The organism is Ramlibacter sp. G4-7 (assembly GCF_057784995.1).
Map to the genome: position 1 here is coordinate 213,514 of NZ_JBYNTT010000001.1, position 25,261 is coordinate 238,774.

Sequence of the window (25,261 nt, forward strand, 5' to 3'; positions counted from 1 at the left end):
CGGATGCGGCTCAGGTCAACGCGTTCAGCGCGCCCGCGATCGCTGCCGCCCTGCCGTTGGCCTGGGTGAGGTTGCTGCGCTCGGGGGTCAGCAGCCGGCTCGCTATGTCGCCGCCCGGCGGCGAGAGCCCGACGGCACGCATCACGGTCGCGGCGATGGCGCTCCCGACGCCGCTGACGTTCTGGATCGCTGCCAGGATCTGCGCGTCCGTCTTGCTGCGTCCACGCGCCGCCTGGACGGCGTTGAAGATGCGCATGTCGAGCCGGTACTCCGCCCCCGCCGGCATGGCCACGGTCGCGGCAAGGTCGGCTGCCCGGACCGGGACCGCGACGGGGCCGGCGACACCGGCTGCCGCCGCCACCGCAGCGGCACCGCGGAAGCGCGACTGGATGGTCGCGGTGATCGGGTTGTGGCGCGCGGTGGGCTGCGCGGGGTCGACGACGTGCGCGGAGCAGATGATGTCGGCGTTGATCTTGTTGTTGGCGATTGCGCGACGCGGGCCGACGTCCACGACGACGTTCGCGATGCGCACGCTGTAGAACACCCACCTGCGCTCCGTGTTGACCCAGGTCTTGATTCGGCTCTCGAACTCGCTCTCGTGGCGATCGTTGGCCGCTGCCGTGATCGGGAACAGGTTCTGGGCCGTGCCCATGCCCCCGACCTGGTGGTTGAGCAGGTGCCCGCGGATGTACTTGCGGTCGTTCGTCTCGCCGGGGTCGCTCACCAGCATCGTCCAGATGTTGCCGCCGCTGGGCTGCTGGCCCGCGGGATGGTCGGGCCCGAGCGGATTGGCGATCATCTCGGTGCCCACCGGGTTCCCCGTGCCGATGAGCGTGCCGCTGCGGTACTCGATCCGGCTGGTCATGCCCACGATGCCCGTGCCCGTGACGGTCTCCACCTGTGCCGAAGTCGGCTCGATCACATCGGGGCTCGCTGCTGCCACGACACCCCACACCGGCCCTTGCGGCACGACATCGAGCCGGCTCAGGCGGTGGCGCAGCTTGATGGGGATGAGCAGCGGGCGCAGGATCAGCGCCCCCACGCGCCGGCCGGCATAGCGGTTCACCACGGGCACCGCTTCGCGCAGGGCATTGCGCACGCGCTCGCCCGCGGGGGCATCGGGGTTGCCGCCCAGTGCGCGGCTCGCGAGATTGCGCGCCTGGTTGCGGATCCAGTCCACGGCGCGATCGAGCATGCGGTCGACGGCGCCTTGCAGGTTGCGGATCGTGGTCGTCACCTGTCCCGCAACGTCCCCCAGCCCGATGAAGCGCGCCAGGAAGTCGAGGATGACGGGGATCGTGCGCGCCATGGTGCGCTCGACGAAGTTGGCGGCGGCGCCGATCGCGCCGGCGGCGATGGCGGCGATGGAGTTCACCACCGACTCCACCAGGTCCAGGATCTGGTTGATGCGCTGGATGAAGAACTGCACCGTCGTGTAGGTCTTGATGATCGCCTGGATGATCGCGCCCACCGGGTTGAGCATGGACAGCAGCTGCGTGATGCCGGCCATCACCAGCCGCTGCTGGATGAAGTTGCGGATCGCGCCCAGCGCGGAGTCGCGCAGGTTGCCGAAGAACTCGCTGACCCGGTCGCGCAGGGCCTGCACGAGGCCGCGCTCGCGGATTTCCTGCAGCAGCTGGAAACCGGCTTCGAGGGCGCCGACGACCCGTTCGCCGAGCAGCCGCACGAGCTTCTCGCGCACGCGCGCCCAGGTCAGGCCCAGGATCTGCAGCACGAACCAGATGATCCCGCGCACGTCCCAGCGCTCGGGCATCTGCACGCCGGCGCGGGCCACCGGGCCGGTCAGCCAGGCGATGACGCCGTCGCGCAGGTGCGTGAGGATGTTGGCCATGAACTGCCGCACGCCCTGGCCGACCGCGCCCAGCAGGTTGCGCAGGAACCCCACCGGGTTGCGGATGATGACGATGAAGGTGGCGCGCGCACGCGTGAGGATCGCGAGGATGCGGCGGCCGCCCGCGCCCATCGCCGCCTCGTAGATCAGCTCCAGCAGCTTCATGAGCGCCGCGCCGGCGAAGCCCACCAGGTCCGACAGCAGGGGCCGGAACAGGCCGATCATGCGCTGCAGGGTGTCGATGGGGTGCAGCACGTCCTCCAGCCGCAGCGTCGCCCACGCCGCCGCGAAGGTGCCGGTGACGCGCGCCCAGGTCAGGTTGCGCGCCGTCGTCTCTGCGATGAACCAGTCGTAGGAGCGCTGCAGCGCGCCCGACTCCACCAGCTGGTTCACCTTCTCGGTACCCCCCGGGATGAACTCGGCGAAGGCGCGCACGACGTTCAGCGCGGTGCGGGGCACGGGCGTGTTGGTGAAGGGGTCGCGCCCGAGCAGCACGGTGACCAGGCCGTAGCCCGGGATCTGCCGGCAGAACTCCGACAGGGGCTGCATGAAGGTTTCCTTCAGCCAGGTGATCGCCTGCGACACCAGCCCGCCGACGAGGCTGGTGATGCGCGCCACGATGGGCGTGAAGATGTTGCGCGCCCGCGTCCACACGTCTCCCGGGCTGAAGATGTCGCGCCAGCCGAGCGAGTCGGTGAAGCGGTTGAAGGCGTCGCGCACCGCCTGGAAGTTCAGGCCCAGTTCCTCCGCGCGGGCCACGATCCAGTCGCCGATGCGCTGGATGACGTTGTAGCGCTGCAGGATCTGGAACAGCAGCTCGCCGCCGGGAATGAGGCCCATGAAGGCGCGCAGCACGTTGACCGGCGTCCGCTCGACGACCCGCATGTTGATCGGGTTGCGGCCGATGATCAGCGTCAGCAGCGTATAGCCGGGCACGTTGGCGGCGAGGTCGGCGAGGCCGTCGAGGATGTCGCTCAGGCCGAGCCGCTGCACGATGCCGCGCCTTTGCGGCGTGAGGGTGAGGTCGGCGCTGCGCTGCACCGTGCTGCGCGGTGCCGCGCTCTGCTGCACGGTGTGGGCGAGTTCGTGCGCGATCAGCTCCAGGCCCGCTGGCGTGTCGGGCTGGTATTGCCCGGCGCCGAAATAGACGTGGCTGCCGGCGGTGAAGGCGCGCGCGCCCAGGCGCTGGGCCGCCCGCGCGGCCTCCGCATCGGTGTGGATGCGCACGCCGCCGAAGTCGGCGTTGAAGCGCGGTTCCATGAAGCGGCGCACGCTCAGGGGCAAGGGCTGGCCGCCGCTGGCGCCACCCGGCGCCGTCGTGGCCGCGGCCCCGGCCGGCGCGGCCCGCTGGATCGTCGCCGGCGGGCCGCGCGACAGGACCGGGGTGTTCATGCGCATCACCGCGCTGGCCGCGGAAACGGCCTCGCGTTCGCCGGCATCCTCGGGCGAAGAGACGCGCAGCGCCGCACGCTGCACCGGCGCGCTGCCGCCGCGGAAGGAGGGCGCCGTCTCGCGCGGTGCGAGCAGTTCGTGCGTCAAGCCGTCTCCCCGATGACCAGCGAGGGACACGCCTGCCCCGCGCGGCGGTATTCGCGCCGCAACGCGGCGGCGAGCTCGTCCTCGCCCGGTCCGGCGCCGTGTTCCAGCGCCAGCAGCGTCGCATGCAGGGCCGCGTTCCGGATCTGCCCGCCGCTCAGGCCGCAGCGCAGCGCCACCTCCTCCAGCGCCTCGGGGCCGACGCGATGGCGAGGCGGGAGCTGTGCGCGCCAGAGGCGGTAGCGCGTCTGCGGGTCGGGCAGCGCGAATTCCAGCGTCGCGTCCATGCGCCGGGCGAAAGCTGCATCGATGCGCTCCGCGGCGTTGGTGGTCACCACGAGAATGCCTTCGTAGCGTTCCAGCCTTTGCAGCAGGTAGTTCGTTTCCAGGTTGGCGTAGCGGTCGTTGGCGTTGCTCACGCCGGTGCGGCCCGCCATCAGGGCGTCGCCCTCGTCCAGCAGCAGCACGATGTCCAGCGTCTCGGCGGCGGCGAAGACGCGTTCCAGGTTGCGTTCGGTGTCGCCGATGTATTTGCTGACCGTGCCGGCAAGGTTGACGCGGAACAGCGGCCGGCCCAGGGCGTTCGCGAGCTGGCGCGCGGCCAGCGTCTTGCCGGTGCCGCTGGGGCCCTTGAACAGCGCGCGCACGCCGGCGGCGCTTGCCGCGCCGAAGGCGGCGGGCAGCAGCGCGGGCAGCGCCTCGCGATGGCGGCAGCGCGCCACCAGCAGGTCGAACTCCTGCTCCAGTTCGTCCGCAACGGTCAGTGCTTCCTGCGCACCGAGCGCGGGCACGCGCTGTGCCAATCCGTCGAGGAGGAAGGCGCCTTGCGCATCCACCGCGGCGGCCACCTCCGCTGCGTCCGCGCCCACCTCGCGCGCGAGGCGGTGGATGCGGCCGCGCGGCAGGCGCAGCGTCACCAGCGCGGGATCGACGACGGCGCGGCCCAGGGCGGCTTGCCAGTGGCGCAGCCGTTCCGCCGGCTCGGGCATGGCCAGTTCCAGCCAGTGCAGCGCGCGCCGTTCGGCGGCGACGCCGCCTTGCGGCGGCGCGCGCACCGCGATCGGGCCGTCCCAGCCAGGCAGCGGGGGCACCAGCGCGCATTCGCCCGCTTGCGGGGCCAGTGCCAGCAGCGGCATGGCGTGCAGCAGCGTTGCGCACGCAGCCAGCTGCGCCGGCTCGAGATCGGGGCGCTCCAGCAGGCCGAGCCCGGCGTCGCGGGCGAGGGCGCCGGCCAGCGCGCGACGTCCGCTGCCGTCCGGCCCGCGCAGCACCCAGCACGCACTGCCGCTGCCAGGCGTCGTATGCAGTTGCGCCGGCAGGACCAGGTCGGTCCACAGGGGCAGCGCCGCATGCGCCGTGTAGCCGGGGCTGCGCCCTTGCGCGGCCTGCCACACCGGCGGCGGCACCGCGAGCGCGCGCCAGCGGCCTTCGACCTCGACCAGGAAGCCGCCGGCCAGCAAGGCCTCGATGGCCAGGTCCTGCTCGCCCGGCAGGGTCCCGCGCGTGGGCCGCCCCTCGCGGCCGCCGAGCGCGTCGATGAAGGGCTGCAGCGCCGGGTCTTCGTCGGCCAGCGCGCACAGCAGGAAGACGCCAACCGCTTCCCCGTCGCCCCCGAGCGCGCCGCGCAGGCGGCGCAGGGGCAGGGCCGCCTCGTGGCCGCTCCAGAGTCGCTCGTCCAGCAGCGGCAACGCCTCCTCCAGCGTGCGGCCTTCCAGCCCGAGCGCAGCGGCGGCGTCCAGGTGATGTTGCAGGACCGGGAAGCGTTGCAGCAGCTCGCCCAGCGGCGCCAGCAGCAGCGTCGCGCGTTGCATCAGGGCGATGGCCGTGCGCAGCAGCGCCAGCCGCAGGTGCGCCGCGGGCGTGCTGGAAGGCAGCGTGGTGGAGGCGTCCATGGTCAGTGGAAATGGAAGCGCACGTCGCAGCCGGCGGCGGGAATCCAGCCCGGGTCGCGGTCGAGACCGGACAGGCGCACCGGCAGGGGCAGCGCCGCGAGGTCCATGTGCACGTCGATCCGTTCGCCGGCGTCCGCGACGTCCGCGGGCTGGCGCAGCAATGCAGCCACGAGGTCGTGCGTGTCATCGAGGCAGAGCGCGAGCTGCAGGCGTTCGCGCAGCGACCGCCACAGACCTGGATGCCGCGGGCGGGCGCCGGGCGGCCGCTGCGGCGCGCGCTCGCGCAGCCAGGCCGCAAGCGCGTCTTCGGCGAAGGCGCGGCCGGCGTACAGCCGGCCGCTGGCGAGCAGGAAACGCCAGGGGCTACAGTCCAGGGTGCGTGGCTTGCGCGGCTGGGTGAAATCGCCGTAGAGGCCCAATTGCAGGGCGGCGTTGAGCAGGAACAGGACCCCGCCGAACCCGGTGCGCAGCAAGGCCGCGGGCGCGACGGGCGTGGAGAGCACGTCCCCGGTCCCCACGCTCGCCGCCGGGGCCGCGGCGTCGATGGCGACGCTGGTGGCAGGCGCGTTCGTCTGCAGGCCCGGGAGCAGCGCCTCGCTCACGGCAGGCCCGGAGGCATCGAGCGTGGACGCATTCGGCACGGCGGGCCATGCGCCTGGGATGTGCGGTGTTCGCGCAGGAGGGTCGGGCACGTCGCGCATGACAGGGTACGTCGGCGTCGACGCCTGGGCCCCCGCGGAGGCCGCCGCGGCAATCCGGGAGGCGGATGCCGTGACCCCCGCATGCCAGAGGGCGTGCACACGGTGCGCGTCGCGCGCAGCCATCGGCTCGCGCGCGAGTGCGAGCAGCAGGCGCCGCAGGCCGTCGCCGGGCGACGCATGCGTCGTGGCGAGCAACGCTTCGTCTGGCGACGCGCATTGCGGCGCACTGCCCGGATTCGCAGGCCTCACCGTTTCCGCGCGCGCCATCTCTTCCAACACCGCTTCGTCCGCCAGCGGGAAGACGCGCGCGAGTCCCTGCACCAGCCGACGCTGCTCGGGCACCGTCCACGTGCCGAGCCAGCGCCGGGCGGCGGGTTCTTCCAGGCGCGTCAATGCGCGCGGCGCGACATGCACCGCCTGCAGCCAGCGCGCCCGTGCGGCCTCCGGCGCCAGCTCGCGCAGCACCAGCTTCCACCACCATTGCAGCACCAGGTCGCCCGCGAGCGCTGCGCGCGCCAGGCACGCCAGCAGCTCCGCCTCGTCGGCGAACCACACGACGTCGCCCCGGAATTCGCCGAGCGCGGGGCGCGCTGCGCCGGTGAGTGCCGAGGCGAGGGCGCCATAGCGCGTGCCGGTTTCGGGGTGCACCAGCGCCGTCCAGGGCGACTGCAGCCGCCGCACCAGCACGATCGCCTGCGCCGGCAGGCCGTGCCGCGCCGGGTCGGCATCGGCCAGCCAGCGCTCGAGGGTGGGCCGCGTCACGCGCCGCTGCGACAGGCGCGCCGGCACGCGGGCGGTGCGGATGGCATGGGACTTCATCGCCCCACGCCCCGCACGGAAGAAGACCGGAGCGGGAATCCACCCGCTCCCGCGTGGACGGGATTCGAACCCGCTTGGCCACGTCGTCCGCGCTCGATCGGATCACAGCCCGGAAACGATCTTGCGATCGCACGATCCGGACCCGTCTCGCCCTCGTCCATCCGCGCCGCACCTACCGCGGCATCCACACGTGTCATTCGCATCATGTCACACCTGCACGTTCGTGTCGCCCTCGAGCGACGCGGCCTTGACCCATTCCGGCGCGACGAGCATCACCCGCGTGCGGAACACGTTGCCGTGCACGGACCAGAGGGCGCCCTTGTTGACCTCCTCTCCGGTCGGCTCCAGTTCCACGCCGATGTCGAAGTCCGTCACGTGGTTCTCGCGCACGAGCACGCGCGGCCCGTACTCGCCGTGCAGGTGGACGCCCATGTTGAGCTCGTGCAGCGAGCCCGGCCATTCGCCGCCCAGCAGCCGGTTGTCGCGGATCAGCACCGACTCGGCGTTGCCGACCCCGATGCCGAAGTACGGCGGGGGACTCGATTTCGCGCCTTCCATGAGGGCCACCTCCACACGGTTGCCCTGCACGGTCAGGTGCTCCACCTTCAGCGCCTCGCCCTCCTTCTTCTCCTGTTGCGACAGCGCTACCTTGATGCCCTGCGCGGCGCCGTAGACGAGGTTCTGCTCGATGCGCACCTCGCTCGCGAACGCACCGGCGACCACCAGTCCGAGCCGCATCGGACGGTCTTCCCTGGCCGGCCGCACCACGTTGTTGCGCAGCGTGACCACGTCGCAGTGGATGCACGCGAGCCCCTGCTGGCCGGGGCCGACGAGGAGGGCGCAATCCTCGACGAGCACGTGGCGCGCGGCATCGCCTTTCGAATCGCGATGGGTCACCACCAGCGCTCCCGCAAGGAGCTCCTCGTCACCGCCGCAGGTGGCGCGCACCCGCCGCACCCTCACGTCCGGAACGTCGATCGCCAGCAGCGCGCCGCCACGCCCGATGTCCTTGTCGGCGCCGGCGGCGGGCTTGTGTCCTGCCAGCGCGAGGTCGCAGACCTCCAGGGAGGTGCAACGGCTCACCACGAGTGCGGCCTGGCTGCCCTCGCACCGCAGCAGGGTTCCGTGGCCATGGCCGCGGACGGTGACGTGGCGCTTGCCCTCGATCCGCACCGGCTCGCCGAGGCCGTAGGTGCCGGGCTCGATGCACAGCACCAGATCCGTCGCGGACTCCCCGCGCAGCCGCGACGCCAGCCGGTCGAAGTCGGCCACGCTGCGGACCACGAGCTGCACGCAGCTGCGCGACCACAGTGCCTCGATCGCCGCCTGGACATTCCACGCCGAGGCCATGCCGGCGGCGTCGCGGTCGAACCAGACTTCCTCCGCGTGGCGCGCATTGGGGGCGTCGCGCACGAACACGCGCGGCCCGCCGGTGATCTCGTAGACGCGGAATGCAGGCGCCGTGCCCGAGGCGATGGACACGGCATCGCGGCGCAGGGCTTCGGCCAGCACCGCCGGCGCGTCGCCCGGCGCCAGCGCCACCACGCGCGCCGGCTTGCGCGCGCCGAGGAAGGCTTCCCACGCGACCGTCGTCGTCCTCGTCTTCAGGAAGCCCGCCGGCGGCAGCCAGGTGAACCAGTTCGACGCCTGCAGCCCGGGGAGCGATCCGGTCGGGACGTCGTCGAGCTGCTCCTGGAACTGCGCCAGCTGCGCCTGGGCCGTCGCGTCCATCGGCTCACCGAGCCACGCGCTCCAGCCCGCAGCGGCGATGCCGGAAGCGATCCGCCGCCGCACCGCCCAGCGGTCCACGAAGCGGATCCCGCCGCTGGTGGTCAGGAACACGAGCGCCAGCGGCACGTCGCACTGCGCCAATCCCCGATCGCGCATGTCGTCCAGCAGGTTCAACGCCGGCGCGGTCCCCGGCGCCACGTGCGCGGCCTGCTGGTGCGGCAGCCCGAAGCACGCCGCCGCCACGCTGCTGCGCAGGCACGAGACCGGCGCATCGCCGATCACGTCGGTGTCCAGGCCGTGCGCATCGAGCAGCGCATCGCCGATGCGCAGCAAGCGCAGCTGCACGGCCTCGACCATCACGTCGGTGTTGCACCGCACGTTGCCCGGCTCCAGCGCCAGCACCGGTGCGCGGCCGTCCGGCCGCACCACGGGCGCAAGGGTGACGATGTAGAGCCCGTCGCCGGCGACGTACGTGCCGCCGGAAAGCTGGGCGCATGCGCCGAAGCCTCCGCCGGTCTCTGGGGCCGCCTGATCGGCCGAGGGCACGAGCGCCAGCAGCTGGTCGGCGCCGAGGCACAGGGTCTGGCCGGCGGCGTTGACCGCGAGGCCGGCCTTGATCGCGAGGCGGCGATCGCCCGCCTGCCCGTCCATGGAGACCTCGAGCCCGCGCACGACGCCGCTGCCGTTGGCCTGGCCCAGGCGCGCGTCGCCGTCGCGCCGCGCCTGCTGGTCGCGCGAGAGGTCGCCGCTGGTGACGAGCCGCCCGTTGAAGAAGTTGACCGCACGGATGCCTTCGGCGAGCAGCGGCGTGCCGGCGGTGATGGCGTCGGCGCTCATGTCAGCTTCTCCGCGTAGTGGCTGATTTCGATCTGGAACGCGAACTCCGCCTCGCCTTCGAAGGTCTGCGCGGTTTCGAGCAGCACCGGGATGGTCACCTTGGGGTCGCCGGTCTTGATGCGCCCCGCGAGGCAGACGAGCGAGGGGAACTTCAGGCGGATCGGCGTGAGCTTGACCATGAAGCCTGTCCGCTCCGGGTCGGCAACCTGCAGGATGAACTCGATGGTGGCTTCCCTGTTGCCGACGTTGATCGCGCCGAAGGTGAGCGCACCGTACCGGTGGTCGAATCTCCTGGAGATGGGCGGCTTGTCCGCCGCGACGACGATGGTGACTTCGGCGGCCGCCACGATGTCGTACGGCAGTTCGTTGCCGCGGCCCACGCACTGCAGGTTCGCGCCGGCGTCCAGTGCCTTCGGGATCCACGTGGTGCCGTCGAAGAACAGGACGTCGCCGTCGTTGGGGGCAGGCGCGACGACCGGCATCTTCTGCAGGCTCGTGATGGTGTTGCCGGGGATGGTGCCGGTCACGTCGCCCGCCAGGGCAGGAAGGGGAGCCGGCGTGGGCGGCGGGGGTGGCGGCGGCAGGGCCTTGGGCACCCACTGCCCGCCCTGCACGGTGAGGACGTGGTTCTCGGTGAGCGTGGCGGGCGCCACCAGTGCGGCGCCCTGCAGGCTGGCGATCCGCGCGTTCGCGATGGGGCCGGAGAGGTCCCCGCCGAGGGAAGGCAGGGGCGCCGCAGTGGGCGCAGGCGCCGGTGTGGGCAGCGGCATCGGCTTCCATTGGCCGCCACTGAGGGTGAGCACCTCGCCATTGATCAGCGTCGTCGGCGTCACGAGCGTCACGCCCTGCAGGCTCGCGACGTGCGCATTGGGAACCGTCCCCGTCAGGTCGCCCCCCAGCGCCGGCAAGGCCGGCGGGGGTGGCGGCGGAGGCAGGGCCTGCGGCACCCACTGGCCACCCTGCACCGTCAGCACCTGGCCGTCGACCAGCGGGCTGCCCGCCAGCAGCTTCACGCCTTGCAGCGCGTCTATCCACGTGCTGCCGACCGCGCCCTGCACGTCGCCTTCCAGCGTGGGCAGCGGCGGCGTGCCGTGCGTGTGGTCGGCCCGCGCGTAGTGCAGCGACACACCGACGGCGGGGGCCTGGTCGAAGCTCGTTTCGCCCGCGACGGTCTCCGCCGGATCCGGCACCGGGTGCAGCGTGATCAGCTCCTGCAGCATGCGCAGGCTCAGCACGTAGGGGCGGCGCCGCTCTTCCTGCCGCACGGCACCCTCGGTGTCGCTCACCTGCAGGTTCGGCGAGCCGGGGATGACCGTGACGTCGAGTTCGGCCAGCAGCAGGGCATCGTCCCGGGGCGCGATCGGTTCGGCGTTGCAGCCGCAGTCGGCCCGCGCCATCCACAGCGGCCGCAACTCCGTGGTCCACAGCCGCAGCGCCGTGGCGAGCAGCTGTTCGCTCGTGCCCGCGGGCGCGCTGCCGATCATGTAGTCCGGCGGCGAGGTCGGTGGGGAGGTCGGTGCCAGCCAGGCGTGTGCGGCGGCGCGCAGCTGCTCGACGAATGCCTCCTCGTCCAATGGCGGGGAGCTGGCGGCCAGCGGCACGTCCAGCAGCCAGGCGACGAAGTCGCGGATCGCGTCCTCCTCGCGCTGCGGCGGCGGCGCGAGCCGCAGATCGAGCCGGAAGCCGTCGGCCACGCGTGAGGCCTGCATCAGCTCGGAATCGTCGCGGCATGGCTCGCCAGGAATCGGCACGTTGTCCGTGAGGCACTGCGCATGCGAGAGCACCAGGTACAGCGGGAGGGTGTCGCCGCTGGCCAGCGGCGGCAGTTCGGCCGCATGCGCCGCCAGCCAGTCGTTCAGGTTCGCGCACTGCGGGCTGTCGACGCACACCGGCGTGCCGGAGGGCAGCCACGCCATGCCGGGCATGACGCGCACGCGCGGCCCGCGGTCGTCCTCCGGCTCGACGACCACCTGCAGTCCGTGCACGGTGCCGTAGCCGAACAGCTCGCGCGCCATCTCGCGCCGACGCGCCCCGTGGTATGCCGACTCCTGCACGAAGTCGTCCACGCCCAGCAGCATGCCCAGCGTGTAATTGACCCGCTTGCACGGATCGGCCGCTGCGGGACCCGGTCCCACGGCATTCGGTGCGCAGCATCCCATGGTGTTCTCTCCTCGATCAGCAGGCCAGCAAGAGGCGGTCGGGCGGCACCGCGGGAGCAAAGGCGACGCGGCTGGCGCCCACGTGGCCCCGGCCGGCGAACAGTTGCGGCGCGAGCGACGGTGCGCGGCTGCCCTCGCCCAGCAGCGTGTCCAGCCCCAGCCTTGCGGAGCCGGTGCGGAACATCGCCCAGTAGGGACGCACGTCGAAGGTGGTGTGCGCCGGCTTTTCCAGCAGCACCACCTTGCGCGCCCAGTCCATCTGCCGCTGCAGCGCGCCGGCCTCCGCCAGCGGGCCGCTGCTCGGCACCAGGACGCTGAAGCGGTGCGCCGCCTGTGCCATCGCTTCCAGGCGTGTTTCGAACAGCACCCAGTCGGCCAGGGCCTGCGGCGCCGACGGCAACACGTCGGGCGGCGGAATCAGGGCGAACTCGGGCCAGTCCGCGCCCCAGGCCTGCAGGTAGGCGTCCACCCGCCGGTAACGGCGTGCGAGGAACAGCTGCCAGCGCGTGAGCCAGCGGCGCAGCTCCGGGCCCAGGCTCTGGGGCGAAAGGAAATCGCGCCACAGCTTCTGCGCATCGGCATCGTCGGCCGGCCAGTTGCGCGGCAGTCCCGGGCCGAGCCCGTAGCGGTGCGCGTTCTCCAGCGTGGCGAGGTGGGCGGACCAGCGCTGCGACAACGCTGCTGCGAGCTGCGGCACGGCGCCCAGTGTCTCCGCGCTGAAGCGGGCCCACGTATCCGCGCCATCGGCGGGCGGCACCGGTGCGTAGTGCGCCGTGTCCGCACCCGCGATGCCGTCGGCCGCGAGCGCCGCGCGGTACCGCCGATGCAGGCCGTCGGCGCCATCGGCCGCCGTCCAGCGCGCGCCTTCGGCAACCAGCCGCGGCGCATCGAGCACCGTCTCGCCCAGCAGCACGCGCGGCAACCGGCGCGTGAGGAAACGCTCGACGATGCGGATGCCGTAGGGCTGGCGCTGCGAACGCTGCGGCAGCACGAAGTCCTGGGGCCGCACGCACGGCGACAGCACCAGCTCGGTCGCGAGCCGCACGCCCTGCGTGGTGCCGCGGTACTGGAACAGCGGGACGGCGAAGCGGATCAGCAGGCGCTTGCGTTCGGCGCTCACCGCGTCGTCCAGCACCAGTCCCAGCCAGCTCGCCAGCCAGTCCAGCACCTGCGGCGGCGCACTGCGCACGTCGAACAACGCGGGTGCACCGGCGATGCGGTCCTCCAGCGCGGTGAAGATGCCTTCGAAATTGGCGAGGAAGCGTTCCAGGAAATCGGCCGACGCCTCGTCCTCGCGGTACACCGCGGGCAGGTAGCGCCGCGCGTACGAGAAGCGCGGGTTCCACGCACGCAGGGCGAAGATGCGCGGGCTCGCGAGTTCGTCCGCGCTCTCCAGCCGCAGGCGCAGCTGCAGGTAGCGGCCGTGCGCATGCTGCAGCAGCAGTTCCCACGCGCCGTGGCCCTGCGCCGCGTCGGTGTGCGCGGCCGGGCCGTCCTGGATCCAGGGCAGCTCGCTGCCGTCCGGGCGCAGCATGGGCAGGGGCTCGTCGTGCCAGGCGGCATCCTGCAGCAGCTCCAGGCTGTCGCCCGCGCGCGAGGCGATGCGCACATGGCTGCCCGAGGGCACGCAGCCGTCGAACACGATGCGGTGCCAGGTGCAGGCCGGCTCGCCGCTGTCCAGGCAGTAGCGCGGATCGAGCGAGCTTTCCAGCACCGCGTGCGACGCATAGCGCGGGCGCTTCTCGGCGACCAGCGGCAACCAGGTGCCCAGGCCGTCGTAGCGCAGGCCGGTGTCTTCCGGCAGCCGAGCCGGATCGTCCGGCAGCCGCCGCACGAGGCCGCGGCTGCCGAAGCGGCGCATGGGCAGGAAGCTGCGTTGCGGCATCAACTGCAGGCTGGCGCCTTCGCGCAGCAGGTCGAAGGCGTACGCCTGGTTGCCTTCCTGCGATGCGATCACCAGGCGCTCGGGCTGGTCCGCTGGCGTCGGCGCAAGGGCGCAGTCGTGGCCGCGCAGCACGAATCCTGCCTGCTCGTCCTCGTCCAGGACGTCGAGGATCACGCGGGTGGAGGCCCGGGCCTGCAGGTTGCCGCCGACGTACAGCGACAGCAGCGCGAAGCCGTCGCTGCCCTGGCCGTCCATGACCAGCACCGCCTCGTCGGCGAGCACGACGAGGGCGACCGGGTCCGCGCCACCGGCGGCGTCCACCACGAGGTCGAACCAGGGGCGCTGCGCCGCTGGCGCGGCGCCAGCGGTGACAGGAGCCGCGGCGTGCGCGTCGTGCGGCGCGAAGTCGTCCGGCGCCGACGCGTCGTCCTCCTCCACCGTGAACACGCCTTGCATGCCGAGCCTCCGTCCAAGTCGCCACACGCGCGCGTGCGTGCGATCGAGCACCGCCACGCCGCCGCAAGGACGCGGCGCGAGCGCGAACGGGTCGAAGGGCCAGGCGGCAGGCCAGCGCAGCGGCAGCGCCGGGCCGCCCGCGAGCAGGTCGAACGCGCGCAGTCCGCCGTTGCCGCCGGCATGCGGCCGCACGCCCGCGACGAGGTAGTGCTCGCTCGTGACCGCAAGGCCGCGCAGCGAAGGTGGCGCGGGTGGCGCGTGCGGCGCCAGCGGCGCGAAGTCCCCGCGCGGCACCGGCGGCGCTGGCTCTGCGGCGGTCGAATGAACCGACGGCGTGCGGGTGCCGCCATTGAGCACGTCGATGCGCGCGCCGCCTTCGGCGACCCAGTACACGTTGCCGAACGCGTCGCTCGCCGCGCCCAGGCGGCGTTGCGGATCGGCCGGCGTGTCGCCGGGAGGTGCCCGGAAGCGCGCGATGCGCGGCGCCAGCATCAGGCTTTGCTGCGTGGCATCGAACACCAGCGCCTCGTCCGCGCGCGTGTCGGCCCAGACCTGCGCCAGCGTGCGGCCCGCCTGCGGGCCCTCGACGAAGGTGCAGCGGCCCCAGTCCTCCTCGCCGAGCAGGAGTTCGAAGCGGCTGCCGTTCGCGTCGCGCATTCAGCACTCCTTCGGCACGACGGGCACCGGCACCACGCGACGGCCCGCCTGGCCGCCGCCGCTGCTGGCGCCACGCAGCGCATCGAGCGGCACCGCCGCGCCCGCTTCCACCGACAGGCCGGCGATGCGCGGCAGCTGCAGTCCCACCACAGGCACCTCCGGCGTGGCGCCGCTCGTGCCCTGCGCGAGCAGCAGCTCGTCGACGCGGAGCACGCCCGGCTCGCGGCTCGCCTCCGCCATCAGCTCCAGCCGATTGACCGCCTTGCGCAGCGGCCAGCCGTTCTTCATGCCGGGCAGTGCCAGCGCACTCACGCCTTCGGCCGCGGCGCGCTCCGCGTCGCGCGCGGGCGCGAGGTACTCGATCAGCCGCCGCTTGATGCCGTCGCGCACCTCCGGGACGGTGAAGCCGCCGGCCACCGTGATGCCCAGCGAGATCCACACCGGCACGTAGTCGGGCCCGCGCAGCACCAGTTCCGTGGTGACGAGCCGGCGCGGATCCAGGTGGCGGCATACGGCGTCCAGCAGCGCGGCGTCGGGGGCGGGCGCGCCCGGCTGGCGCGGATCGTTGCGCGGCACCAGCATCAACGTGACGACGCCGGGTGCGTCACCGGGCTCGCCGGCGCCGAGGTCGGGGTGCCAGGCCGCGAGCACTTCCACGCGCGCGAGGTCCACGCCGGGCGTGCGCCGGGCGATGTCGATGAAGTCCTGCCGCGTGACCAGCGTGTCGCGGTGCCGGATGAAGCCGGCGACACGCTTCTCGCCACTGGTGACCGACTCCGCGTCGGCACCGCCCCACGTGGGCAGCGGGTTGTCCGGCTTGACGCCGGGCGGCAGGGCGGGGCCGCTCGTGATCGCATGCGGCGTCACGTTGCCGCGCACGCCTTCGCAGACCTCGTAGTGCGCGACCAGCCGCGCACCCGCCGGCGGCCGGCGGCCGCGCAGGCCGTCGCCGAAGCGCAGCACGCCCGCTTCCGCGTCGACGAGGAAGACCTCGGCCGGCCGCGGATCCTGCGCCACCTGGCCCGGCGCGCGCTGCGGGTCGCGCTGGCCGACCTCGGGGCCGGCGGCCACCAGGTCGTCGATCGGCTGCCAGCGCTTGCGCTCGTTCGCGTGCAGCACGTCCAGGCGCACGGAGCCCGGGACGACCCCGGGCCGCGCCAGCTTGAACACCTGGTCGGGCCGGCCGTCGCCTTCGCCCAGCAGCTCGTTGGTCACCGGCACGCGCTGCTCGATGCGCACCGCGTTGATGCCGGCCCACAGGAAGCGCGCCCGCGCCGACGCCGATGGCACCACGCGCAACCAGGTCAGCACGCGGCCGGCCAGCGCGGAATCGTCGATGGCGGGCGGAAAGTCGCCGACGCCGGCTTCCAGCGGGTCGAGGTCGCGCCAGGTGTCGAGTTCGGCCGCCGCCGGCAGCGGCACCTCCACGACGCCGGGGCCGGCGAGCACGTCGTCGGTCGTGCGGGCGTCGCGCACGCGCCAGGCGGCCTGGCGGCGACCGGCGACGGTGGTCGTCGCGGCGAGCGCGGGCATTTCGTAGCGCACCAGCCGCCCCGGCTGGTCGGCGCCGCCGGCGCCATCGGTGCCCAGCACCTTGGGCGTGTCCTCCACGTAGGGCTGCAGGCCGACCGCCAGCGTGCGGCCGGCGAGTTGCGCGCGCACCGCTTCCGGATCGGCATCCTTGGCGTGCAGCAGCGCGAGCCAGAGCGCGCCGTCGACGGTGTCGCGCGCGATGTCCACCGGCGAGCGTGCATCCAGCACGCGCGTTTCGTACATGGTGAGCACCGCATCCGGCTCCTCGGCCGCCGAATAGAGCAGGCGGTAGTAGGCCTCGTCCGTGCTCGCGTTGGTGACGAGGAACTTCACGTAGGCGCGCGCTTCCACCGGCAGCACGTCGATCGTGTTCTGCGTGCGAAACGCGATGTCGCCGGCGCGCAGTTCGCTTCCCGCCGGCAGCGTGTCGGCGCGCGGCTCCGGCCGGTCGCTGCGCAGCACGGCGAGTCCGCGGGCGGGCTGCGCCGCTGCCAGCGGCAGGCCGAGCAGGCGCAGGAACTTGAAGCGACTGGCCTCCGGCACGCGGTTGGCGCGGTACAGCAGGCTCTCGGTGAGGAAAGCGAACAGTTCGACCAGCGTCACGCCCGGGTCGCTCTCGCCCAGCTGCGTCCATTCGGGCGTGTGCACCGGCACCCGGGCGAGGGTGTCGCGCACCAGGTCCTGGAACGGGCGTTCGTCGATGGCGGGAGGAGTCAGCGGCATGACGGCCTCAGGCGCCGCCGCCCACGGGCACCGCGAGCGACACGCGCTCGAGGGCGCCGGTGGCGACCAGGCGATAGGTGATGGCGGCGATGGCCGCGTGCGGGTCGGCCCGGTCGGCAGCGACGTCGACCTGCTGCACGCGCACGCGCGGCTCGTGCCGCGTCACTGCGTCGCGGATGCGCTCGGCGATCAGGGCGTGCGTGGCGACGGTGTTGGGTTCGAACAGGAAGCGGCCGAGGCCGGCGCCGAAGGTGGGCAGGCGCAGGCGCTCGCCGGGCTCCGTCATCAGCACGATGCGCAGCGACTCGCGGATGTTGTCCTCGCCGCTGGACCACGCGATGCGCCCGTCCGGGCCCACGCGCGGCGGGAAGCCCATGCCCTGGCCGTACAGGCGCGCGGCGTCCATCACTTCCTCCCCTTGAATCCCGGTAGCGGGAAGCAGGCGACCAGGAACGGCATCCAGCGGAACACGAAGTCCAGCAGGCTGACGATGATGATCAGCAGGATCAGCGCGGCGATCGTGACGATCGGGATCGACAGCGAGCACATCACGCCCAGCGACAGCCCGCCCTTGCTGCAGTCGCCCTTCTCCGGCACGTTCAGGTCCTTGTGGAACGGCCACGGCAGCACGCTCAGCACCAGGTCCACGAAGCCGATGCCCTTCATGCGGTCGATCTGGCCGCACAGCATGTCGGACAGCATGAAGGCGGTGTTCTTGTCGAACTTGCGCAGGCCGTTCGGGCTGATGTCCACCGGCAGCCCGATGCGGATCGGCCGCGCGGGCGCGTCGGGATCGAAGAAGCCGGCCATCTGGAAGGGACGCGTCGGCGCGCTGACCACCGTCGCCTCGAAAGGCGCGCAGTCGGGGCGCTCGTACACGAGGCGGATGGCGTACCAGGCGTCGCGCATGTCGGCCGGCTGCATGGTGGCGAGCGCGGGTTCGGGCAGGCGCTGGCCTTCGGCGGGCGTCTCCAGCGCGTCTTCCAGCAGGGTGGCGAGGTGGTCGATGCGCGCCTGCAGCTTCTCCACGAGATAGTCGTCGGCCGGCGGGGTCGGGCTGGTGCCCGCAGGCAGCAGGGGCCCGAACCACGGATCGGCGAACAGGAACAGGAAGGACGGCCAGTCGGCGGGCTTGTTGCCGGAGGCCTTCAGCTCGAAGCTGGTCTTCACGCGCTCGAGGCCCGCCTTGACACCGGAGATGGAGCGCAGCGCGGAGACGAGGTTCGTCTGCACGTCGGCCACGCCGTAGACGTTGTTCAGGAAGACGGCGGGGAGCCCCGTGGTCGGCGTTCCCTGCGCAAGGAGATCCGGATGGAAGGCGGAGCCGTTCAGGGCGTCGAACAGCACCTGCTTGGGCGACCCGGCCGCATGGCCCCCCGCCAGGAAGTCCTCGCCCAGGTACTCGTCCAGGAATTCACGCAGGTCGAGCAGCAGATACCAGGACGCGGTGAGCAGCGGGCCGCGGGACAGACGCAGCACGTCGAGTGCCTTCGGGTCCAGGGTCGTCCGGGGCGAGGGGATCACGTGGCTGTCCGGAAGAACGAACAGCGCATCCGGCCGCGCGTCCACCAGGAGTCCGCCGAGCGTCACGCGCATCACCTGGTTGGCCAGCGCCTTCCAGCGCGCGAGCACCTGGGTGTGGAACAGCGCGACGCGCGCATCCAGGCCGGCCGGCGTGTCCGGCTCCCCCGAGCCCGGCAGCGGTGCCGGTGGCGCGGCCGCGGCGGCCTGGTAGGCCTCGCGCTTGCCCACCGGCACGTTGCCGATGTAGAGCCGGCGCGCATGGCCGTCGTCCTGCACGAAGGGCGCGGGGAACATCGCGAGCCGTTCCTCGCCGGCGATCACGCGATTCACCGCGGGCTGCTGCGTAGTGGCGACCTTGCGCCAGGCGCCCGCCTTGCCCTGCAGCACGAAGGCGTACTCGTCCCAGCCGGCGAGGTTCTCCGGTGGCACGCCCAGCGCCTCGTCCGCGGTGGGCAGCTTCAGCGGGTCCTTGCCGTGCGGGAACAACCGGCGGACGACGAAGGACACCTTGTGCCGCGCCGGGTCCACCGCGCGGTCCGGCAGGCCCGGCGTGCGGCACACCAGCGAGCCGCCCACGAGATAGTGGCGCAGGTGCGCCGGCTGGTACAGCTTCAGCACGGACGCCGTGTCGCTGCCTCCAGCGACGAGCTCTTCGCCGTTGGCCCGCTTGCGCTGCAGCAGCGCGCGCCGCACGAGCCCCAGCCGCTTCGGCTCGCGTTCCAGCCAGCGGTGCGCCGGCGCGGGTGCGGCGCCGCTCGGCCCGCGCCAGGTTTCCTTGTACACGGCGTACTGGGTCAGCGCCGCCGGGTCCTGCTCGAGCTGTGCCAGCAGCTGCGGGATGAACTCGTCGCTCGCGAAGCGCAGGATCTGCGGCTGGCGCAGCGCGTCCTGCACGCTGCCCGAGGGCGAGGTCCAGAACGGCTGCGGCGCGGTCCAGGCCAGGTCGTGGTTCGCCATCGCGGTCCTCACCAGATGTTGCCGGCGCCCGGCGTGTACGACGCACTGATCACGCTGTTGGCGATCACCGTGTCGGCCTGCACCACGCCGGAGAACTTGGACATGCCGGCGTCGACCTGCACCAGGCTGGCCGACACCGCGACCTGGGCGGCCTGCACCGTCACCTTGGCCGACGCGTTGATCGTGATGCCGGCGCTCTCCAGCTTCACCGAGTTGCCGTTGCTGTCGACGATCTCGATCGCGCCGGGGCCGTCCTTGAGCGTCACCTTCTGGCCGCCGGGCGTCTCCAGGATCAGCTTCTCCTGCCCATCCTGGTCGTCGAGCGTGACCTTCACGCCGTTGCGCGAGCGGATCACCTTCTTGTCGTTGTTGCCGCCGCCGTCCATGGACTCGGGCGGCTTGTCCTTGCCGTTCCAGAGCGCGCCCAGCACGTAGGGCCTGCGCGCATCGCCGGCCTCGAAGGCCACCAGCACCTCGTCGTCGGTGTCGGGGATGAACCAGGTGCCGCGGTTGTTGCCGCCCATGAGGGTGGCGACGCGCGCCCACAGTTCGCAGGCCGCGCCGTCCGGGTCGGGCGACCACGGCAGCTTGATCTTCACGCGGCCCTGCGAGTCCGGGTCCTTGATGTCCACCACCAGCGCGGGATAGACGCCGTGGAACACGCCGCCCCAGCCCTCGGCGGCACGGGCGGCGAGCAGCGCTTCCAGCATGGGGCGTTCGGTGACCTGCATGTCAGGGGTTCCCGATGAAGGCGCGTTCGACGACGAATTCCGTCCACAGTCCCTGGGCGAGGTCGAAGCGGTGGCAGGCTTCGACCACGCCGTACATGCCGGAGAACAGGGGGCCCAGCCCCTCGAGCTTGAGCTTGCGGCCCACGCGGATGCGCCCGTCCGCATCGGCCACGCCGCGCCCGCGCAGGAAGCGGCGCGCCGCCGCGCGCAGGTGCGCCTCGGCCCAGCCGCGCGCGGCGCCGTCGTCCAGCGGCACCGCATGGGCGAAGCAGTCCTTGCGCGCGCCCAGCGCCTGCTGCAGCACGTCCGGCCCGCTGGTGCCGCCGCTCGCCTCCGACGAGATCGCGCTCGCGGTCGCCTCGGCGGAGATCGCCTGCTTGCCGGCGACGTCCCAGCCGGTGCAGCGCACCGACGTGCGCTGGTGCGCGAGGTCGGCGCAGACCGTGAAGCTGCGCAGCCGCGCGCCGTGCACCAGCTCCAGCTGCGAGTCGGTGCGCGAGCCGCGCTTGCCGGCGTGCAGCGTCTTGCCTTCCAGCCACAACTCGCCGTCGGCGGCGAACACGCGCGACCGCAGGAAGGCGAGGTCGCTCTGGTTCAGCTGCACCGTCGCGTCCTGCGCGTTGCCGGCGATGTCGATCTGCGGCGTGAGGCCGTGGTCGTTGGCGATCTGGCGCGCGATGTCGGCCTCGCTCTTCTGCTCGAACACGCGCGTGCGGCGCGTCATGCGCAGGTCCTGCAGGCGGTCCTCGGCGCGCACGACCAGGGTCGGGGGGGCCTGCGGCGGGAAGCGCCCCTCCAGCGCCATCACGCGGCCGTCGAAGACGGTGCTGCTGCCGATCTTCACCACGAAGTCCTTGCCGAACTCCAGCTTGCTGCGGTCGAACCAGAGGAAGCCGGTGTGGCCGTCCTTTTCGCCCCAGTTGCCGAACTCGGCCTCGCAGTGCGCGAGGCCCGCCTCGGTCTCGCCGCAGGCCAGCCGCAGCAGGCCGGCATCCAGCTTCGGCTGGTCCTCGCCGCCTACCGTGAAGGCGGGGCGGGCAGAGGCGATCGCGCTGCGGCCGTCGTCCATGTCAGTTCGCCTCCAGGCGCAGCTGGAGCTCGGCCTGCTCGGCCAGCCAGCGGCGCAGGTCCTGCGGATCGGGCCGCGGCGGCGCGGCGGCCGGCGCTGCCGGCTGGACGCGCGCGCCCTCGCCGGCAGGCGTGTCCACCACTTCGAATTCGTTGATGACGACCGGCATCGCGGCTCCTTCAGAACAGGCTGGGCAGCGTCCGCGCCGACAGGTCGATCAGCTGGCCGGGCTGCAGCAGCCGCGGGTTCTCGATGCCGTTGGCGGCGGCGATCGCCTGCCAGTTGCCGGCGCCCGCCCCCGCCGCACCGGCGAGACCCTGCAAGGTGCTGCCCATCGCGGCCGGCGTCATGGGCGAGGTGCCGGGCGCCTTGGGGCGGCCGGGAATGCGGCCGCTGCCGCTGAAGCTGGAGACCAGGATGGTCTGCTGCGACAGCGTCAGCGAGATCGTCGAGCGCAGCGGCTTGCCGTCGGGCGAGAAGAAGTCGATCGTCTCCTCGATGCCGTCGACCAGCCCGTTGAACAGGAACGAGCCCCAGGAAAAGCGCACGCCGGGCGGCAGGAACTTGGTCGGGTCCGAGCTCGCCTCCTGCGGCGTGATGAAGTAGATGACGTCCTGCGTGAGCCGGCGCACGTCGTCCACGCGGTCGCCGCCCTCGCCGGTGGCGTTCGCATCGAACCAGAGCTGCACCGCCAGCTTGGTGGTGCCGGCGCCGACGAACTGGCGGCCCTGCGTGCCGGCGGCCTGGTCGCCCGACCCGCCGGAGCCGCTGCCGCCGCCGCTGCTGCCGGCATTGCTGCTGTTCGTGTTGTTCTGCACCTGGTTGGCGAAGGTGAGCTTGAGCGAGTCCGGGTTGAACTGCACCGTCACCGTCTTGCCGCCGGACTTCGGGTCCTTCAGCGCCTCGTCCAGCTCGACGAGCTGCGCCTTGGCCGTGTTCTGCTGCGCCATGCTCAGTTCCCCCGCTTGACCGTGAAGCGCTCGTAGGCGAGCTGCAGTTCTTCCACCGCCACCGCGCCGTCCTTGCCGTTCAGGGCCGGCACCTTCAGCTTGATCGGCACGCAGCGTTCGAGCACGACGCGCGCGCGTTCGGTCGTGCCGTCGGCGGCGTACAGCACGACTTCGGCCCCGGCGCGCAGGCTGGGATCGGCAAGGCTGTCGCTCATCCACTGCCACAGCTCGAAACTCGCATCGGTCATGCCGCGCTTGAGCGTGAGGTTGCCGTAGGTCGCCGGGCCGGCCAGCCGCACCTGGCGGTCGTTGCTGCCGCCTTCGCGGATGGTCTTGATCTCCATGCCCAGTTCCAGGCCGTCGCACTCGGCGAAGGCCGCGCTCACGAGCGGCGAGGAGGCGCCATCCGGCACGATCTCGACCGAGAAGTTGAAGGCGGTGAAGGGAACGGCGGCAGTCATCTCATTCCTCCGGTGCTGAAGCAGAACGCGGCGCACGAAAGCGCGAGGCGCAGTCCAGTGCCGCCGCGGATCCGGCTTCGCCGGGCCGCTGGGGGCGCCCCCTCGAGGGGGAGGCGCCGAAGGCGCTTCGGGGGTGGTTCAATGAACCTCCTGCGAGCGCACGCGCTCGCCCTCGCGCGCGAGCCGCACGGTCAGGAAGCTCAGGGGCAGGGCGGGCGCCACCTTGAGCTGGACCCAGAACTGGCCGGCGTCGCGCCGGCCCGGCGTGTTGACCTCGCCGGCGGCCTCGACGCGGTAACCATCGGCCGGGCGCGCGCCGGCGAAGGCACCGCGCCGGTAGAGGTCATCGAGCACCGCCGCGAAGCCGCGTTCCACCGTGCGCTGCAGGACGGGCCCGTTCGGCTCGAAGACGTAGGCCGTGCCCCGCCGCAGCGCCAGCCGGCGCAGCAGGCACATGAGGCGGCGCACGTTCACGGGCCGCCATGCACCGTCGCGCGTGAGCGTGTCGGCGCTGGAAAAGATGAACCCGATGGGCGCGCTGCGCAGCAGGTTCACCTGTGCGTCGAGGACCTGCTGCCGCTGGTCCAGCGTGGGCGACATGCCGGGCGGCGTCAGCGCCACCACGTCGCGCAGCGGCTGGTGGGCCACGGCGATCCAGGCGCCGCGGCGCAGGGCGGATTCGGCCAGCTGCCCGCAGGCGGCGCCGTCGGGTGGGAAGCGCAGGATCGTGTCGACGCGGCGGATCACCATCCACGGGTGGTAGAGCGCGCCGTGCGACAGCGTGCGGTCGTCGGCCACGTTCTCGCGCAGGCGCTCCGCGTGCTCGGCGGCGTCGCGCACGTCGTAGTGCGCGGGCAGCGCGAGCACCGCGAGCAGGTCGCCGCGGCCGGCGGCGCAGCGCAGCATCAGGCGGTGCAGTTCCAGCAGCGTGTCGTCGCGCCAGGGCCGCGTCGCGTACTCCAGCACGCCCACCTCGATCCGTACGCCTTGCGACCACGGGCTGCTGCGCGCGCCCAGCGCCGCACGCACGCGGTAGGCCACCGCGCCGGGCGGCTTGCCGAGCACCGTGAAGCGGGTGGCGGTCCCTTCGTGGATGACGGCTGCCGTCGCGAACGCGTCGTCCGCGGCTTCTTCCAGCGTGTAGGTGGCGCCGGGGACGACCTGCGTCCATTCGAGCGTGAACTGGCCGGTGGCGTCGGGGTCGCCGCCCTGCACGAACCCGGGTGCGGGCAAGGGGGCCGCGTCGCAGTCGCGGAAGGTCTCGGCAGCGTCGGGTTCGAGGGGCTGCGATTGCAACGGCAGCAGTTGCCACGCGGGCTGCGCACCGGCGGGATCCCAGCCGGCGTGCACGGCATCGGGAATCGCGAGCAGGGTCGGCTCGTCGACCAATGCCTCGGGCGCGCCGCCCAGCAAGGCATGCAGGCCATGCAGCGGCCGCGGACGGTCGCCGGCCAGGCGCAGCGCCTCGGCCCGGTCGGCGAGCACGTCGGCGGGCGAGGGCGCCAGTGCAGGCTCCACGAACAGGTCCCAGTCGAAGCGATCCAGCCCGTCGCGCTCCAGCGGCGTGCGGGCCGAGGGCAGGGGCGCGAGGCCGGCCTCGAAGCCGGCCAGGTCCGCCAGGGGCAGCCACAAGTGCAGGCGGTCTTCGGGCACGCGCTCGCCGGCGAGCGCGAACTGGAGAGGGTCCGAGAGGCCGAGGCCAGTCTCGCCGGCCCGTGCGGTCAATGGAAGGTCGGACGCGAACACGGGCTGGCCGGCGCCTTCGCGCACCTGCAGGTCCAGCCGAAGGCGGCGGCCGACGACGTCGTCGCCGCTGTCGATCCAGTCGTCCAGTGCCGCGTCGGCCGGGGCGGGCAGGAAAGGGCGGCCCAGCAGCTCGATCCCGGCGCAGCCTTCGCGATCCGGCGGCGTCAGCACCACGACCTGTTCGAGCGCCATCCAGCCCGCGCCCGCGGCAGCGAAACGGATGCCGAGCGTCGCGCCCGCCTGCGGCCAGGGCGCCGCGCGGCGCAGCCGCAGGCGCAAGCGACCGCCTGCTTCCCACTCCGCGCCGAGGAGGGAGGGCGGACTGGTGCTCTCCTCTCCCGCCAGGCCGATGGGTTCCAGCGCAGGCGAGACCTCGGGCTCGGCCAGTGCGCACATGGGACCGAGCGTGATCTCGCACCGCGTGCCGTCCGCGGCGAGCGCTTCGATGCGCCCCTGCAGGCGCAGCGCACCGAGCGGGAGCCACAGCAGGTCGCCGACGCGCAGGTCCGGCAGCACTCCAACGGACGCGTCGAGCACGAGGCCCTCGCCGGCGCGGCGCAGCGGGCGCACGCGCAGCGGTCGCGCCGCGAGCCGCGGTGACACTCGCAAGGCGTCGGCGCCGCTGCCCGCATCGGCCGCACGCACGGTTGCCGGCCCGAAGCGCCAGGTGCCCGCGTCGCGCTCCGCCTGCACCAAGCCGGCGAGCGGGAAGCGGGCGTGCTCCACGCCGGCACCCGCCACGCGCAAGATCCAGCAGCGCCGGCCGCCCTGGCTGAAGAAGCTGCGCACGCACGGATGCAGCAGGCCGGCGACCACTTCGCCGCTTTGCGTATCCCGCGCCAGCACGATGCCGCTGCCGTACAGCGCCTCGAACTGCGCCAGGCTTTCCACCGCCGTCGCCCGCTCCAGCGGGCCGCGGTCGGCGAAGCCGGCGAAGAATGCGATGTCCATGCGCGGCAGCGCTTCGTCGGGCGCCGGTGGCGGCGCCTCGAAGAGCACGCCCGGCAGGCGGCGCGGCGGCGGCGGGATGCGGGCCACGAGA

Annotated in this window: 15 protein-coding genes; all 15 read right to left on the bottom strand. The window is 72.9% G+C overall.

Features of this window, described 5'->3' with window-relative positions:
• Positions 1-10: 10 nt before the first annotated feature.
• A complete protein-coding gene (locus AC3EGR_RS01100) occupies positions 11-3,391 on the bottom strand; it encodes an eCIS core domain-containing protein (RefSeq protein WP_488544577.1) in 3,381 nt (1,126 codons plus the stop codon).
• Positions 3,388-5,280 (bottom strand): ATP-binding protein, encoded by a 1,893-nt coding sequence (locus tag AC3EGR_RS01105; RefSeq protein WP_488544578.1) that lies wholly within the window; start codon positions 5,278-5,280, stop codon positions 3,388-3,390. The genes AC3EGR_RS01100 and AC3EGR_RS01105 overlap by 4 nt, the downstream gene beginning before the upstream one ends.
• A 2-nt stretch (positions 5,281-5,282) precedes the next feature.
• Positions 5,283-6,800: a hypothetical protein gene (locus AC3EGR_RS01110; RefSeq protein WP_488544579.1), complete on the bottom strand. Its 1,518-nt coding sequence runs from the start codon at positions 6,798-6,800 to the stop codon at positions 5,283-5,285.
• Between the two features lie 207 nt (positions 6,801-7,007).
• Positions 7,008-9,368 (bottom strand): hypothetical protein, encoded by a 2,361-nt coding sequence (locus tag AC3EGR_RS01115; RefSeq protein WP_488544580.1) that lies wholly within the window; start codon positions 9,366-9,368, stop codon positions 7,008-7,010.
• A complete protein-coding gene (locus AC3EGR_RS01120; protein ID WP_488544581.1) occupies positions 9,365-11,527 on the bottom strand; it encodes a hypothetical protein in 2,163 nt (720 codons plus the stop codon). The genes AC3EGR_RS01115 and AC3EGR_RS01120 overlap by 4 nt, the downstream gene beginning before the upstream one ends.
• 16 nt (positions 11,528-11,543) lie before the next feature.
• The gene (locus tag AC3EGR_RS01125) at positions 11,544-14,525 is read right to left on the bottom strand and encodes a phage tail protein (RefSeq protein WP_488544582.1); all 2,982 of its coding nucleotides are present in this window, start codon (positions 14,523-14,525) and stop codon (positions 11,544-11,546) included.
• The gene (locus AC3EGR_RS01130) at positions 14,526-16,781 is read right to left on the bottom strand and encodes a baseplate J/gp47 family protein (protein WP_488544583.1); all 2,256 of its coding nucleotides are present in this window, start codon (positions 16,779-16,781) and stop codon (positions 14,526-14,528) included.
• A gap of 7 nt (positions 16,782-16,788) precedes the next feature.
• A complete protein-coding gene (locus tag AC3EGR_RS01135) occupies positions 16,789-17,187 on the bottom strand; it encodes a GPW/gp25 family protein (RefSeq protein ID WP_488544584.1) in 399 nt (132 codons plus the stop codon).
• The gene (locus AC3EGR_RS01140; RefSeq protein ID WP_488544585.1) at positions 17,187-19,262 is read right to left on the bottom strand and encodes a hypothetical protein; all 2,076 of its coding nucleotides are present in this window, start codon (positions 19,260-19,262) and stop codon (positions 17,187-17,189) included. Before AC3EGR_RS01140 ends, AC3EGR_RS01135 begins: the two co-directional genes overlap by 1 nt.
• A gap of 8 nt (positions 19,263-19,270) precedes the next feature.
• The gene (locus AC3EGR_RS01145) at positions 19,271-19,993 is read right to left on the bottom strand and encodes a phage baseplate assembly protein V (RefSeq protein ID WP_488544586.1); all 723 of its coding nucleotides are present in this window, start codon (positions 19,991-19,993) and stop codon (positions 19,271-19,273) included.
• 1 nt (position 19,994) lies between these two features.
• Complete coding sequence (locus AC3EGR_RS01150; RefSeq protein ID WP_488544587.1) at positions 19,995-21,062, bottom strand: phage late control D family protein; 1,068 nt, start codon at positions 21,060-21,062, stop codon at positions 19,995-19,997.
• A 1-nt stretch (position 21,063) separates the two neighbouring features.
• Positions 21,064-21,231, bottom strand: coding sequence for a hypothetical protein (locus AC3EGR_RS01155; RefSeq protein WP_488544588.1), 168 nt, complete (start codon positions 21,229-21,231; stop codon positions 21,064-21,066).
• A 10-nt stretch (positions 21,232-21,241) separates the two neighbouring features.
• On the bottom strand, positions 21,242-22,012 hold the full coding sequence (locus AC3EGR_RS01160) for a CIS tube protein (RefSeq protein WP_488544589.1): 771 nt from the start codon (positions 22,010-22,012) through the stop codon (positions 21,242-21,244).
• 2 nt (positions 22,013-22,014) lie between these two features.
• Complete coding sequence (locus AC3EGR_RS01165) at positions 22,015-22,473, bottom strand: phage tail protein (protein WP_488544590.1); 459 nt, start codon at positions 22,471-22,473, stop codon at positions 22,015-22,017.
• Positions 22,474-22,611: 138 nt separating this feature from the next.
• Positions 22,612-25,257: a hypothetical protein gene (locus tag AC3EGR_RS01170; protein ID WP_488544591.1), complete on the bottom strand. Its 2,646-nt coding sequence runs from the start codon at positions 25,255-25,257 to the stop codon at positions 22,612-22,614.
• Positions 25,258-25,261 lie beyond the last annotated feature (4 nt).

Excerpts from the sequence above, each read along its gene's own strand:
- AC3EGR_RS01105 (WP_488544578.1), bottom strand. The coding sequence starts at position 5,280 with ATGGACGCCTCCACCACGCTGCCTTCCAGCACGCCCGCGGCGCACCTG.
- AC3EGR_RS01110 (WP_488544579.1), bottom strand. The coding sequence starts at position 6,800 with ATGAAGTCCCATGCCATCCGCACCGCCCGCGTGCCGGCGCGCCTGTCG.
- AC3EGR_RS01115 (WP_488544580.1), bottom strand. The coding sequence starts at position 9,368 with ATGAGCGCCGACGCCATCACCGCCGGCACGCCGCTGCTCGCCGAAGGC.
- AC3EGR_RS01120 (WP_488544581.1), bottom strand. The coding sequence starts at position 11,527 with ATGGGATGCTGCGCACCGAATGCCGTGGGACCGGGTCCCGCAGCGGCC.
- AC3EGR_RS01125 (WP_488544582.1), bottom strand. The coding sequence starts at position 14,525 with ATGCGCGACGCGAACGGCAGCCGCTTCGAACTCCTGCTCGGCGAGGAG.
- AC3EGR_RS01130 (WP_488544583.1), bottom strand. The coding sequence starts at position 16,781 with ATGCCGCTGACTCCTCCCGCCATCGACGAACGCCCGTTCCAGGACCTG.
- AC3EGR_RS01135 (WP_488544584.1), bottom strand. The coding sequence starts at position 17,187 with ATGGACGCCGCGCGCCTGTACGGCCAGGGCATGGGCTTCCCGCCGCGC.
- AC3EGR_RS01140 (WP_488544585.1), bottom strand. The coding sequence starts at position 19,262 with ATGGCGAACCACGACCTGGCCTGGACCGCGCCGCAGCCGTTCTGGACC.
- AC3EGR_RS01145 (WP_488544586.1), bottom strand. The coding sequence starts at position 19,993 with ATGCAGGTCACCGAACGCCCCATGCTGGAAGCGCTGCTCGCCGCCCGT.
- AC3EGR_RS01150 (WP_488544587.1), bottom strand. The coding sequence starts at position 21,062 with ATGGACGACGGCCGCAGCGCGATCGCCTCTGCCCGCCCCGCCTTCACG.
- AC3EGR_RS01155 (WP_488544588.1), bottom strand. The coding sequence starts at position 21,231 with ATGCCGGTCGTCATCAACGAATTCGAAGTGGTGGACACGCCTGCCGGC.
- AC3EGR_RS01160 (WP_488544589.1), bottom strand. The coding sequence starts at position 22,012 with ATGGCGCAGCAGAACACGGCCAAGGCGCAGCTCGTCGAGCTGGACGAG.
- AC3EGR_RS01165 (WP_488544590.1), bottom strand. The coding sequence starts at position 22,473 with ATGACTGCCGCCGTTCCCTTCACCGCCTTCAACTTCTCGGTCGAGATC.